The following is a 12,598-nucleotide window of genomic DNA, read 5'->3' as shown; positions in this document are numbered from 1 at the left end:
AATTTTCACGAATTAAGGCGAATTACACGAATTGACTTTGTGCTGAATCAAAAATAATTAAATGGCAAGTCGCTTTGTATTATTTAACAGAATTTAACGAAGCATTTAATAATTGCAAACTACCCGCGTGGCACTGTAGTTTATTTATGTAAATTTGTTATGTTTTTCAATTAAAGCAGCATGAAAGCAATAAACATTACGGCCTATACAGAGGATGCATCACAAATTGAGGCTATAAAAGCTGTGATAAAGGCTTTTAAAATTAAATACACAATATCGAAAGTCAACGATAATTCAGAATCACCCTACGACCCTGAATTTGTAGCGATGATAAAACAAGGTGAGCAAGATTTAAAAGATGGGAAAGGCGTAACTATGACTTTGCAGGAATTAGAAAACCTATGCAAATAACCTACACCCCTAAAGCAAAAGAACATTTAGATTTTTGGATACAAACCGGCAACAAGCCCGTGCTGAAGAAAATCCTTCAACTTACCAAAGCCATTATAGAGAATCCGTTTGAAGGCATTGGCAAACCAGAACCGTTGAAGCATGAACTAACCGGATACTGGTCGCGGAGAATAAATGGCGAACACAGGCTTGTATACATCGTTACGGACGGCGCCCTCGTCATCCAATCCTTAAAAGGCCATTATTAAAAGGGTGTATACCGATATTGGTTATTCCCTCTACGCTGTCGCCACTAACTTACTCACGCTCCTATACACGAACTCATTAAAAATATGCCTGCGGGCAAATCTTCCCGGCGAATCGGCGTTTACAAGTTTTCGGTAAACTTCTTTTGGTACATCGAAGTATTCGTAAGCGTTGCCGTCCAGGAAGTAAACGGTTAATACCTGCTGCTTGTACTCAAAATCGGCTATGTTTGATGTAGTGGTGGTTATGGTATAGTCGGCAAAGGTTTGGTCGCGGGTTTCGGGCGCTATGCTTACCAAAAAGTGGTATGCTTCAATTATGGTTTTGCTTTTTTCTTCGGCTTCCAGCTTTAAGGCTTCGTTATCATTAAACTTATCCGGGTGCCAGGTTTTCATCAGGCCGCGGTAAACCGTTTTCAATTCCTGCAATTCGGCAGCTTCATTCACATTCAACAGTTTCCTGTAATCGACAATCTTTTTCATAATGCGTAATCTTTAACTTATTGTCGTTGAATTGGAAGGCCTGCGGCGATTTTCAAGAAAATAATTTTGCAAAGGTACGTTTTATCAGCCAGAAAAAATTGAAAGAATTACTTATTGGAATTGAAGGCACGAGCGATTTTCGCTCCAATTCGTGTAATTCGCCTTAATTCGTGAAAATTAGTGCCTATTTTAGTATCGCCATGATTTTAAATCAACCCCTTTCGGCGCCCGTGTTTTAATTTCTTCGGCCCATTTTTTTATAAACATTTGGTTATAGCGTAAGCGGCTGATGTAGTTGGGTTGTGTATGATCGCCGTTCCAGCAATGTTCAGCCCGGTCGCCGTAATCTATAAAACAGCTGCAGTTGGGGTTATTCAATTTTTTCAGCATGTCTTCGGCAGTGTATACGGCATCGTTAAGATAATACGTATCCATATCCCCCACATAAATGTGGATTTTACCTTTCAGGCTGTTGCCGATCTTTGGCCAGTCGCGTTTAATGATATAGGTAAGGTCGAAATTGTCGCGCCAGTACCTGGCTACCGAACTATCAATTGCACCGGTGTATTTATCGAAGATTCGTTTGGGGTAACCGTCATTATCCATTGGCGAAAAAACAGCCTCCCAAACATCAAACTGTTCGCCGCTGCGGGTGCGGCTGCCCTCGGCCAGTTCATGCTGGTTCATTTCCTTAACGGTAGCCAGTACATGGCCCAGGTAGTTACGCTCCCCGGGGCGCGGTGTCTTTTTAAAATCGCTTTCAGTGTAGTAAGCGTTTTTATTATTATAAATATCGATAGTAGTGTAATGATGAAAATCTATCGGATCGGGGCATGCGGCATAGCTGCCATTATATTCATTGGGATATAAAACCTGCACCGCCAACGATATCCAGCCACCCGTCGAACCGCCATATACAAACCGCGCCCAGCCTTTGCCAATGCCGCGATATGCCTTTTCAATAGCAGGGATAAGCTCGTAGGTAATGGCATCACCGTATGGGCCCAGGTTGGCCGAGTTTACCGCGTACGAGTCGTCATAATACGGGTTGGCGTGGTTTAGCTGCACCGCCAGTACCCTCGGGAAGTCCGGGCCCGTCCATTGTTTATAAAAATCATAGGCCTCCTGTGCTACAATCCGGTTATAACCGGTTATATGAAAGCGCTCTGAAGTGTCCGGCTTTATACTTGCAGTGTCGGGTTTGGTGGTGCTGAAGCCGCCCATATCATGGTTGAAATGGTCTTCGAAAATAGCCAGGGGGTATTTCACATCTTTATGCTCATCAAAACCCTCGGGCAACAAAATGTTTGCGCTCAGGTACATCGGCCGACCCCAAAACTCAGTAAGCAATTTGCTTTGTATCCGCATGTGTTTAATGTATTTGGTGTCCTCCGGGTCCTTAGTCGGCGGAATGATTTTAGTTATGGCTAACGCTATTTCGTTCGTAGCGGCAGGGTCGAAATGTATTTTTACAGGCACCGAATAAATATTGCCCGGGGCTATATTCCAGTGCTGGCCTTCGCCCCTATCCATGGGTAGTTTAACCGTTTGGCCTGTTTTTAAATGGAACGTTTCGTATTTATGCAGCAGCACTTGTACATAGTAATCGCCTGCCGGCACATCTTTTAAACGTTCAATCGGATAGCCTATGGCCTGCACATCCATTAGTTGGGTTGTCCCCGGCTTCCATCCCTCTACATCAATGCCAAAAACCAGTTGGGTACCTGCGCCGTCGCTGATTTGGAAGCGGGGCTCAGCTTTATTTGTTTTTGAAAGCAACAACAGCAAACGACCGTCTTGAACCGGCTCCTTAAGCGCAGGATCAATACTTACCCTAAATGTTTGTGCAGATGCCGAAACAGAAATAAGCAGCAGGAAAATTAGCTTCTTCATGATGAGGTGGATTTGAGAAACTAATATAGCTATAAGTTGACGGTGTTTTATGGCTATTGCAGTCGCCTACTATATTAAAGTATTTTTATCAACGATGAATAAAGTTGAAATTTGGCGTCAGTAGATATCACGACGAAATCCTCATGCCTTGCAACAGCAATCAAAAACCTGTCAAATGGGTCCTTGTGTTCACCAAATAAAGGCAAATCTTGGTAGGCAAAGATGTGCTCATCCTTCAATCTCAACAATTCAAATCCATTGTTGGTTATTTGAGTTGCGATTAATTCAATATCAGGAATAAATTCGGGTAGTTTTTTTATATTTTTCTTTATTGCAAGCTCCATCAAACTGACGTGACTTACAAAAATTTTATTTACAGGATCCTCAAGTATCTTTTTATGGTGTTCTGAAAGTGGAGAATTAACATCAAAAGACCATATTAGAATTTGCGTATCTATAAGAACATTCATCTTACATGTAATCCTTCAAGTCGTCTAACGGCTCATTAAAATCATCCGGAAGATTTACTTTACCTTCAAGTCCGCCGAGTTTTCTTTTTTTAGGTTCTGGGGTCACTTCATTAAGAAAAGTCACCATTACGGGTGTTTTATCCGCCGGTGGGGTTTCCTCTAGTGTAAGATGCCCATGATCGTAATATCCTTTTATTGTAGTTAGCATAATTACCCCCTATTTATTGTAAATATACCAAATTTCTATTACTTCAAAAAACTAACTAACTGTAATCTCGCCCCTCATATCCATCTCTAAATGCTCTTTTACATCCTGCGGGTTTTTAAATTGCCCTAACAGGTACATCATCTTGGTAACAGCCGATTCATAGGTCATGTCGTAACCATTGGCCACACCAATATCTTTCAGCTGCTTGCTGGTTTCGTATCGGCCAAGTTCAACCGTACCTACTTTACATTGCGATATATCAAGGATAACTTTACCGCTATCAATGGCTTGCTTTAAAAGGTCAACAAACCAATCGTCGGTGGTGGTATTGCCCGCGCCGAATGTCTCCATTACTATGCCGCGGACATCGGCGCCTAGTATTGTTTCCACTACTTTGGGGCTGATGCCGGGGTACAACTTCAGCACCGCCACATCGCTCACCAGGTTTTTATGCACCTTCAGGGTTTCACCGTCTTTGGGGTGCCTTATATCGTTAGCGCTAAAGCGTAGGTGCACCCCCGACTCGGCCAGTATTGGGTAATTTGGTGAACGAAATGCCTCGAACTTTGACGAATTATATTTAAACGAGCGATTGCCCCGGAATAATTTATAATCAAAATAGATACAAACCTCGGGTACACGGGCGCGGTCGTTCTTTTTTGCTTTGGCAATTTCAATAGATGTCATCAGGTTTTCCTTTGCATCCGTGCGTATTGCACTTATAGGCAATTGTGAGCCTGTAAATATCACCGGCTTGCCTAATCCCTCAAGCATAAAGCTCAATACCGATGCTGAAAAGGCCATCGTATCTGAGCCGTGCAGGATCACAAAGCCATCAACATCGTTGTAATTTGACTCAATAAGGCTTGCGAGTTCGCTCCAAATGGCGGGGTTCATGTTCGATGAATCAATAATCTGCTCAAACGAATGCACCTTAATTTTGCAGTTAAGCTTTTCAAGCTCGGGCACATTATCCATTATCTGCTCAAAATTGATCGGTCTGAGCACCTTAGTCTGCGGGTCGCTCATCATACCAATTGTCCCTCCGGTATAAATGATCAATATTTGACTCATGTGTATATAGGTTCTGTAAAAAATAAAGCTATTAAAAAATAATTGTTCATACGCCAAATACCTTCTTTGAATTTTCAGTGGTTGTTGTAGCCACGGTTTCAAGATCGGTTTGATGCAGGTCGGCTACCTTTTGGGCAACATAAATTAAGTACGAGCTTTCATTAGGTTTGCCCCGATACGGCACGGGCGTAAGGTACGGAGAATCTGTTTCTAAAACTATATGCTTTAGGTCAACTTGTTCTACTACTTTATCTAACCCCGAATTTTTATAGGTAACAACCCCGCCAATGCCAAGGTAGAAGCCCAAAGCAACAACCTGTTCCGCCTGTTCCACTGTTCCGGTGAAACAATGGAATATGCCGCGCAAATCTTCACCCTGCTCTTGTTGTAAAACTTCAAAAACCTGGTCGAATGCGTCGCGACAGTGAATAACGATAGGGAGTTTTAGCAATTTTGCCCAGGCTATTTGTTTTCTAAACGCCTGTATTTGAATATCAAGGGTGGTTTTATCCCAGTATAAATCGATGCCTATTTCGCCGATGGCGTATATTTTATGTTGATTGTGGAACGACTTTATTTCGTCAAGTTCCTGCTCCCAACCAGCTTTTACATCGCATGGATGCAAACCCAGCATCGGGAAACACATATCCGGGTAAGCTTCTGTAAGTGCGTACACCTTGGGTACAGATGTTGCGTCAACATTTGGCAGAAACAAACGATGTATACTGTTTTCCCTGCAACGCTGTATCAACCCATCCAGTTTAGTGTTATCGGTTTCGTAGTATAGGTGGGTATGCGTATCGGTAAGTAACATGGTGCAAAAATAGAAAAGCCTCCCGGGTATCAGGAGGCTTTTACTTAATTTTTCTTTGTAGTGACTTTCTTTTTAAGGCCGGTCGTTTTACCCGGTGTTTTTTTCGCTGGCGCTTTCGTAGCAGCAGGCGTCTTTTTAGCAGGTTTAACTTTTACCAGTTCTAAATCAAACACTAATGTGCTGAATGGTTTAATTTCGCCCGAGCCCTGTGCCCCGTATGCAAGGTTTGACGGGATAACAAATGTTGCTTTCGAGCCTTCGTTTAACAAAAGTAAGCCTTCGTTCCAGCCCGTAATAACGGAGTGTTCAGTACCGGCTAAGCCTACATAAACAACTAAAGGCTCATAAGTACGGCCAGGCTGTTGCAAACCGGCTTGTTTGGCCACTGCTTCAATACTGCTGTCGAACACTTTATCGTCCAGGCCTCGACCGGCATAATTTACCAGCACAGTATCTCCATTCTGGGGTTTTATACCGGTTCCTTGCTTGGTTATAGCATATTTCAAACCGCTGGCTGTGGTTTGCAGGGTTAATTTATGATCGGCAATATATTTATTGGCGCCATCCATTTCGGCCTGTTTTATTTCAGCCATAAAAGCATCCATTGATTGCGCCTTTTGAATTTTAATAAAAAACTTCAGGAAACTTCCTTTTGGAAAAAATGGCGGACGGCTTTCTTCGTGACCTTTAAATAACGAGTCGGTAGGTACCTTAACCAACACACTGTCGTTAACTGCCAATAACGGGAAAACCTCCATCAAATCAGCTAAATTTTGCGAAGGTTGTATCCTTGCCTGGCCGGGACGACCGCTTACATAAGTGCTATAAAGCACCGAGTCTTTATCTGTCTTTTGAATGTACTGAAACGTAATAATGTCACCCTCTTTTACTTTATCGCCCGGAGCATGAGTAAAAATCTGGTATAACGCCCCTTTAGGCGTGTGCTGTAAGGCGGCATCCTGTGCTTTGGCGCCAATGGTTAGTGCTAAAGCAAAAACAAATAAAATATACTTCATCATAAATTAAAAAAGCCCTCCTGTTAAAAACAGGAAGGCGCTATTATATTAAAATTATTTTCTAATCGGCTGCTGCGCTGGGTTAACCACGGGCGGCGGCAATTGCACCGGCTTTGGCGCATTAGGGTTTGGGTGGATAATATCAACTACCTCGATATCAAACACCAACGGAGTAAACGGTTGTACGCTTTGGTATCCCTGTTCGCCATAAGCAAGGTTCGAAGGGATGATCAGTGTAACTTTAGTTCCTTTGTTGAATAATTTAAAGGCTTCGCCAAACCCAGGGATCATACCAGGAGCACCCGGTACAAAGTTCATTGGTTTGTATGGGTTCATCGGGTTAATTGGCAGCTTCAGTTTCACAGCGTTTCCTTTCACGTTTGTGTCAAAACCTTTACCGTCAACAAAAGTACCGGTGTAGTAGATAGAAACACTATCGCCTGGAGCTGGCAGAGGGCCTGTACCTTGTTTAGTAATTTCGTAGTTTAACCCTGATGGAGTGGTAGTAACTTTAAGTTTTTTATCAGCGATATACTTTTTGATCGCAATAGGTTCTCTTGCCTTAATTTTTTCCTCAATTCCTTTAACATACTCTTGTGATTTGGTCTGGAAAACAGCGTCGGTTTGATTGCCTTTAGTAATTACTTTGTCAACCTTTATCACGTATAAAATGTATTTGCCTTTTAACTGTTTTGGCCTTGGCTTTCCTTTAACAAGCGAATCTATATTCTGCCTGATAACTACGCTATCTCCTTCGCTAAGAAAAGTAAACACTTCCATAATGTTTCCTTTGCCGGCTTCTACCTTAGGCATATTCAATATTTGCGGAAAGCCTTTTTCGTATGAGCTTTGCATAACCGAGTCGGCGTCGTTTTTTATTGAAAAGTTAAACGAAACAAAATCGCCTTCTTTTATGCTCGGGCCGCCTTTATCGTCGGCTATTGAATATTCTGTGCCGCCGCCCAGTTTTTTAAAGCCACCATTACAGCTTGCTAATCCAATTGCAGCAAGCGCTAAAAACATCAGTCTTTTTTTCATTTTTTCTTATTGTATTAACAGTTTTTTATATTCGGGTAAAATTGATTTAAATTGATTTACAACCTGTTCAAGGCTGCCGGTTGAAGCGCCACCCGCTGCATTGCGATGGCCGCCACCATTAAAATATTTTTTACAGATATCATTGGCCGGAAACTCCCCTTTCGAACGCAATGATAGTTTCACCTTATCGGTGCGCTCAACTATAAACGCGGCCAGCTTAATACCAGTAATTGAAAGTGCATAGTTAACTATTCCTTCGGTATCCCCGGTAATTACTTCATATTTTTCCAGATCTTCTTTCGTAGCCGTTATAATAGCTGTATTAAATTCATGCAGCACTTCCAGCTTCTCCGACAAACAGATACCCAGAAAACGTAAACGGTTTTCTGACGAATTATTGTAAACCTGGTCGTAAATATGCCAGTTTACAGTGCCGGCGTCAATCAAATCGGCAATTATGCGGTGCACTGCCGAGGTGGTATTTGGCAGCGAGAACGATTTTGAATCGGTCATGATACCAGTATACAAACAGGTAGCTACATCTTTATTAACCAGCTTTTTATTCTTAAGCTCTTCGGTTATGAAAGTGTAAATCAGTTGCGCAGTTGCACAGGCATTGATATCCCAGTAGCGGTAATCATCAAAATCCTGCGGTTCCAGGTGATGATCAATCATTACTTTAACCGCATTGCTTTCGCCAACCAGTTCACCCATCTCGTTAATGCGGTTAAGCGCATTAAAGTCGAGGCAAAATATAATATCAGCCGCAGCAATTAAATCAGCCGATTCTTTTTCATTTTCAGTGAAAATAATAACCTCGCCATTGCCGGGCAGCCAGAACAAAAATTCGGGGTAATCGGTAGGGGTAATAACCTTAACGTGGTGCCCCTGCTGTATTAAATAATTATATAAACCAAGCGACGAGCCCATAGCATCACCATCAGGCTTGTGATGAGTAGTAATCACTATTTTTTGTGGCTGCGCTAAAAGTTTTATAAGCGAGGCTGTATCTAACATCAATTTTCAAAAAAGAGTTGCAAAGCTAAATAAATAAATCAAATACAGGTATGTTATTTAATGTTAAAGGCTTTACGGTTCAATTGTAAAAAGCTATTTTTGCGGAAAATTAGAGCAGTTCATATTATAGTTGATGGTTCATGGTTCATAGTAAAACCCATATTCCTGAAGCTGCTATGAACCATTAACATTGAACTAAAAATATATGAGTAACAATAAAACTTTTACAATGATTAAGCCCGACGCTGTTGCAAACGGCCATATCGGTGCAATTTTAGACCAGATTATAAAGGCAGGCTTTAAAATTAACGCTATGAAATACATTGCATTAACAGAAAAAACAGCCGGGAAATTTTACGAAGTACACAAAGAGCGCCCGTTTTATGGCGAATTGGTGAATTTTATGTCATCAGGACCGATTGTGGCTGCTATTTTGGAGAAAGATAACGCTGTGGATGATTTCCGCAAGCTTATTGGCGCTACCGACCCTTCAAAAGCAGAAGAAGGAACAATCCGCCAGCGTTTTGCTGAATCAATCGGTGCAAATGCCGTCCACGGTTCCGACTCTTCAGAAAATGCGGAGATAGAAGGTAGCTTCTTCTTTTCGGCTTTCGAAAAATTTTAAATATTAGTTAACAGGGTGTTTTATTAATAAAAAAACACCCTGTTATTTTGTTTTTCCAAAAAGAAGTAAGTATTTTTATAAAGGTTTGAGAAATTAAGATTTCGCAAGCCCCTTTTAATTGTAAACTGAAACAAAAATTATGAGATTACTGCTTAAATATATACTGTATTTGCTACTTATAATTGTTTTGGTGTCGGGTACTATTTTACTTTATCGTACGCACCCCGAGGCCCAGTTAGCTTTTATACTTCCCGGTCTGTTTATCCTTGCTTTTTCGAGGATGAGCGACGACTTAAACTTCAGGTCGTTTTTCCCAAGGTGGACTAGAGGAAAATAATCTCCTCAATCAATATTACTTTTGCTTCTTCGTTTATCTTTTCAATTATCTGCGTACGCATCATCATGAGTTCGTTTTTAATTACCGACGACTCAACCCGCAGGAATAATTTCTTATTATTGATAAATAACTCTTTGGTGCGGTTAGCAACAGGCTTACCAACTAACTCGGGCCAGTGCGCTATAATCGAGGTTTCATCAAACTTGCGCTTAATTTTATAAACGTTAAGCATTTGCTCAATAGCTTCCTTTAACGATTTGTCGTTTGCTTTACGCATCTATTTCCCCTCCTTTTACTTTAAAAAGTGCAATGGCCACACCTATATTATCAAATATCCCCCGCACGCGGCTTTCGCTGGTATCTGTTATAAATACCTGGCCAAAATCATGGTTCGATATCATTTGCATTAATTTGGTGACCCTTGAGTCGTCAAGTTTGTCAAAAATATCATCGAGCAGTAATATTGGCTTAAATTTATTCTGTTGATCTAAAAAACTGTATTGCGCCAGCTTAAGCGCTATCAAAAACGATTTTTGCTGCCCCTGAGAGCCAAACTTTTTCATCGGCATGCCGTGGATGGCAAAAACCAGGTCATCCTTATGGATACCGGCGTTGGTACGCTCAAGCACCCTATCCTTTTCCATATTCTTCTTCAGCAAACCTGCAAAATCATTCTGCAGCAGTTGCGAATCATATACCATTTCTACCTGCTCGGCATCATCGCTTAAAAAACTATAATGCTTATTAAATATGCCGGTGAAAGCCTCCATAAATAATTTGCGCTTTTCAAAAATGCGATTGCCTGAAGCTGTTAACTGTTCATCAATAATTTCAAGCAATGCCGGGTCGTAACGGCCCGTATCGGCAATTTGCTTCAGCAGCGCATTGCGATTGGCCAATACCTTATTATATACCAGCAATTCATCAAGGTATGAGTTATCGGTTTGTGATATCACATTATCGATGAACTTACGCCGTTCATCACTGCCTTCAATTATAATGCTGATATCATATGGTGATACCATTACCAGGGGCAGCAGGCCTATGTGGTCGGCAAGGCGCTGGTAGTCTTTCTTGTTCCGTTTAAATTGCTTTTTTTGGTTCTTCTTTACCGAGCAGGCAATATTTTCGGCTTTACCGTCGCGGTTAAAATTTCCGGTAACGATAAAAAAATCCGTTCCCTGTTTTATTTGTTGGCTGTCGATGGGGTTAAAATAGCTTTTGCACAATGCCAGGTAATAAATGGCATCAAGTAAATTGGTTTTGCCGGCGCCATTGTTGCCGGTAAAAACGTTAACGCCCTCGCTAAAGGTTAAGCCCGCCTCTGCGTAATTTTTAAAATTGATAACCGATAGCTGCTTCAGATACATAAGGAGGCGTAAAGTTAGTGATTAGAGGTTAGAGATTGGAGATTAGTTTAAAAATGCGGATTGCGGAGGGCTGAATGCGGAATGATTTTACAAATAAACACGTTGAATATCAGCCATTATTTAACAATATGTCCTGCCTAATCTCTAATTAACCAACCTCCAATCTCTAACATTAAATAATAAATTTAAAAGCTATTGATAAAAATTTTGAAAACTGTATTTTTGCAAACTTAATTTTAGAAGAGAAATGTCAAAAACCCAGGTGAATACCAAGCCGGTAGCGCAAGAGAAGAATGCAGGGCAGGCCGGTAACTTTTTCCGCGAGAACCAAAAAAGCGTAATTTTTATAGTAGGCGCCATTTTCGCCATGGTTGTTATATATGTAGCTTATCAAAAACTTTATATCGCACCGCTTGAAGTTAAAGCTGCAAACCAGATGCACGTTGCGCAGGATTTTTGGGCCAAAAAAGACTGGGACAAGGCTATTAAAGGCGATGCAGGGTACCCTGGCTTCCAAAAAATAATTGACGATTACGGCAATACCAAGTCAGCAAACCTGGCTTACTTTTATTTAGGCACTGCTTATTTAAATAAAGGTGAATTTCAAAAAGCTATTGACAACCTGGTTAACTACCGCGGTAACGATAGCATGGTTGCTGCTGAAGCATTTGGCGGTACCGCAGATGCTTATGTTGAACTAAAAGATTACGACAAAGCTGTAACTTACTTTAAAAAAGCGGCCGACAAAGCAAGTAATAAATTTTTGACCCCGCTTTACCTGAAAAAATTAGGCCTGGTTTACGAAACACAAAACGATAACCAATCGGCTGACGAAACTTATAAAAAAATAAAAAACGATTACCCCGAAAGCCCCGAAGCTCAGAATATTGATGAGTTGATAGCACGCACCGAGGCTAAACTTTAATTGATTTCGGAAGTCGGAATGCCGATTTCGGAAGTGTTTTATTTGCAAATTGTAAATTTCATTCCGCAATCAGCATTCCGACTTTCGCATTTAAATAAATCCGAATTCAAATGTCTTCTCAGCTAAAAAATTTATCTGATTTTTCTGAAACCGAAATTCCGTCGGCGGCCCCATTTAGCTTCGGCATCGTTGTAGCTGAATGGAACACAGGGATTACCAATGCATTGTACAAAGGAGCCTACGAAAGCTTGCTTGAGCATGGCGCTTTGCTCGAAAATATTTTCACCTACACGGTTCCTGGCAGCTTTGAATTAACATCAGGAGCTGATTTTTTATTAAAAAACAGTAAATTAGATGCCGTAATATGCCTTGGCTGTGTTATACAAGGCGAGACAAGGCATTTCGATTTTATTTGCAACGCAGTGGCTAACGGCTTAACTAATGTTGCTATTAAATACTCAAAACCTGTTATATTTGGCGTGTTAACCACCGATAACCAACAGCAGGCAATTGACAGGGCTGGTGGTAAACATGGAAATAAAGGTATTGAAGGTGCTGTAACTGCCATAAAAATGGCGTACCTTGCTGAAACTTTAAACAGTTAATTTCGTATAAAAACACTGACGGATTAAAACATGAAGAAAGTAATTTACATCGCTATCATCGCTTTAG

16 protein-coding genes are annotated in these 12,598 nt (G+C 41.1%); 5 read left to right on the top strand and 11 right to left on the bottom strand.

Annotated features, from left to right (window positions below):
- Positions 1-180 precede the first annotated feature (180 nt).
- Positions 181-411, top strand: a complete 231-nt coding sequence (locus Q0R52_RS10185) for a DUF2683 family protein (protein ID WP_295794505.1) — start codon at positions 181-183, stop codon at positions 409-411.
- A complete protein-coding gene (locus Q0R52_RS10180; protein ID WP_295794503.1) occupies positions 402-659 on the top strand; it encodes a Txe/YoeB family addiction module toxin in 258 nt (85 codons plus the stop codon). The genes Q0R52_RS10185 and Q0R52_RS10180 overlap by 10 nt, the downstream gene beginning before the upstream one ends.
- Positions 660-689: 30 nt before the next feature.
- Here the strand turns inward: Q0R52_RS10180 and Q0R52_RS10175 are convergent, their stop codons facing one another.
- The 9 genes from Q0R52_RS10175 to Q0R52_RS10135 form a co-directional block, all read right to left on the bottom strand.
- A complete protein-coding gene (locus Q0R52_RS10175; RefSeq protein WP_295794501.1) occupies positions 690-1,139 on the bottom strand; it encodes a KTSC domain-containing protein in 450 nt (149 codons plus the stop codon).
- 189 nt (positions 1,140-1,328) lie between these two features.
- Positions 1,329-3,032: a hypothetical protein gene (locus tag Q0R52_RS10170; RefSeq protein WP_295794499.1), complete on the bottom strand. Its 1,704-nt coding sequence runs from the start codon at positions 3,030-3,032 to the stop codon at positions 1,329-1,331.
- Between the two features lie 74 nt (positions 3,033-3,106).
- Entirely contained in the window at positions 3,107-3,502 is a 396-nt protein-coding gene (locus Q0R52_RS10165; protein WP_295794497.1) for a type II toxin-antitoxin system VapC family toxin, read from the bottom strand.
- A gap of 1 nt (position 3,503) precedes the next feature.
- Entirely contained in the window at positions 3,504-3,710 is a 207-nt protein-coding gene (locus tag Q0R52_RS10160; RefSeq protein ID WP_295794496.1) for a DUF2281 domain-containing protein, read from the bottom strand.
- A 51-nt stretch (positions 3,711-3,761) separates the two neighbouring features.
- Complete coding sequence (locus tag Q0R52_RS10155) at positions 3,762-4,784, bottom strand: asparaginase (protein WP_252792109.1); 1,023 nt, start codon at positions 4,782-4,784, stop codon at positions 3,762-3,764.
- Between the two features lie 46 nt (positions 4,785-4,830).
- Positions 4,831-5,598, bottom strand: coding sequence for a TatD family hydrolase (locus Q0R52_RS10150; RefSeq protein WP_295794494.1), 768 nt, complete (start codon positions 5,596-5,598; stop codon positions 4,831-4,833).
- 44 nt (positions 5,599-5,642) lie between these two features.
- Positions 5,643-6,617, bottom strand: coding sequence for an FKBP-type peptidyl-prolyl cis-trans isomerase (locus tag Q0R52_RS10145; protein ID WP_295794492.1), 975 nt, complete (start codon positions 6,615-6,617; stop codon positions 5,643-5,645).
- Positions 6,618-6,668: 51 nt separating this feature from the next.
- Positions 6,669-7,652 (bottom strand): FKBP-type peptidyl-prolyl cis-trans isomerase, encoded by a 984-nt coding sequence (locus Q0R52_RS10140; protein ID WP_295794491.1) that lies wholly within the window; start codon positions 7,650-7,652, stop codon positions 6,669-6,671.
- A 6-nt stretch (positions 7,653-7,658) separates the two neighbouring features.
- Entirely contained in the window at positions 7,659-8,669 is a 1,011-nt protein-coding gene (locus tag Q0R52_RS10135; RefSeq protein ID WP_295794490.1) for a DHH family phosphoesterase, read from the bottom strand.
- A 205-nt stretch (positions 8,670-8,874) separates the two neighbouring features.
- On the opposite strand from Q0R52_RS10135, the gene Q0R52_RS10130 reads away from it, so the two are divergent.
- Positions 8,875-9,294 (top strand): nucleoside-diphosphate kinase, encoded by a 420-nt coding sequence (locus tag Q0R52_RS10130; RefSeq protein WP_252792114.1) that lies wholly within the window; start codon positions 8,875-8,877, stop codon positions 9,292-9,294.
- A gap of 323 nt (positions 9,295-9,617) precedes the next feature.
- Here Q0R52_RS10130 and Q0R52_RS10125 read toward each other — a convergent pair whose 3' ends face one another.
- Positions 9,618-9,908, bottom strand: coding sequence for a DUF721 domain-containing protein (locus Q0R52_RS10125; protein WP_295794486.1), 291 nt, complete (start codon positions 9,906-9,908; stop codon positions 9,618-9,620).
- Complete coding sequence (locus Q0R52_RS10120) at positions 9,901-11,001, bottom strand: DNA replication/repair protein RecF (protein WP_295794484.1); 1,101 nt, start codon at positions 10,999-11,001, stop codon at positions 9,901-9,903. Before Q0R52_RS10120 ends, Q0R52_RS10125 begins: the two co-directional genes overlap by 8 nt.
- Before the next feature lie 247 nt (positions 11,002-11,248).
- Between Q0R52_RS10120 and Q0R52_RS10115 the strand changes: the two genes are divergently transcribed.
- Both Q0R52_RS10115 and ribH read left to right on the top strand, forming a co-directional pair.
- Positions 11,249-11,926, top strand: coding sequence for a tetratricopeptide repeat protein (locus Q0R52_RS10115; protein ID WP_295794482.1), 678 nt, complete (start codon positions 11,249-11,251; stop codon positions 11,924-11,926).
- A 110-nt stretch (positions 11,927-12,036) separates the two neighbouring features.
- Positions 12,037-12,531, top strand: a complete 495-nt coding sequence (gene ribH, locus Q0R52_RS10110) for a 6,7-dimethyl-8-ribityllumazine synthase (RefSeq protein WP_295794480.1) — start codon at positions 12,037-12,039, stop codon at positions 12,529-12,531.
- The last annotated feature ends 67 nt before the right edge of the window (positions 12,532-12,598 follow it).

This window comes from Mucilaginibacter sp. (genome assembly GCF_025359345.1).
Lineage (GTDB): Bacteria > Bacteroidota > Bacteroidia > Sphingobacteriales > Sphingobacteriaceae > Mucilaginibacter.
This window is presented reverse-complemented; position numbering and strand designations above follow the sequence as displayed.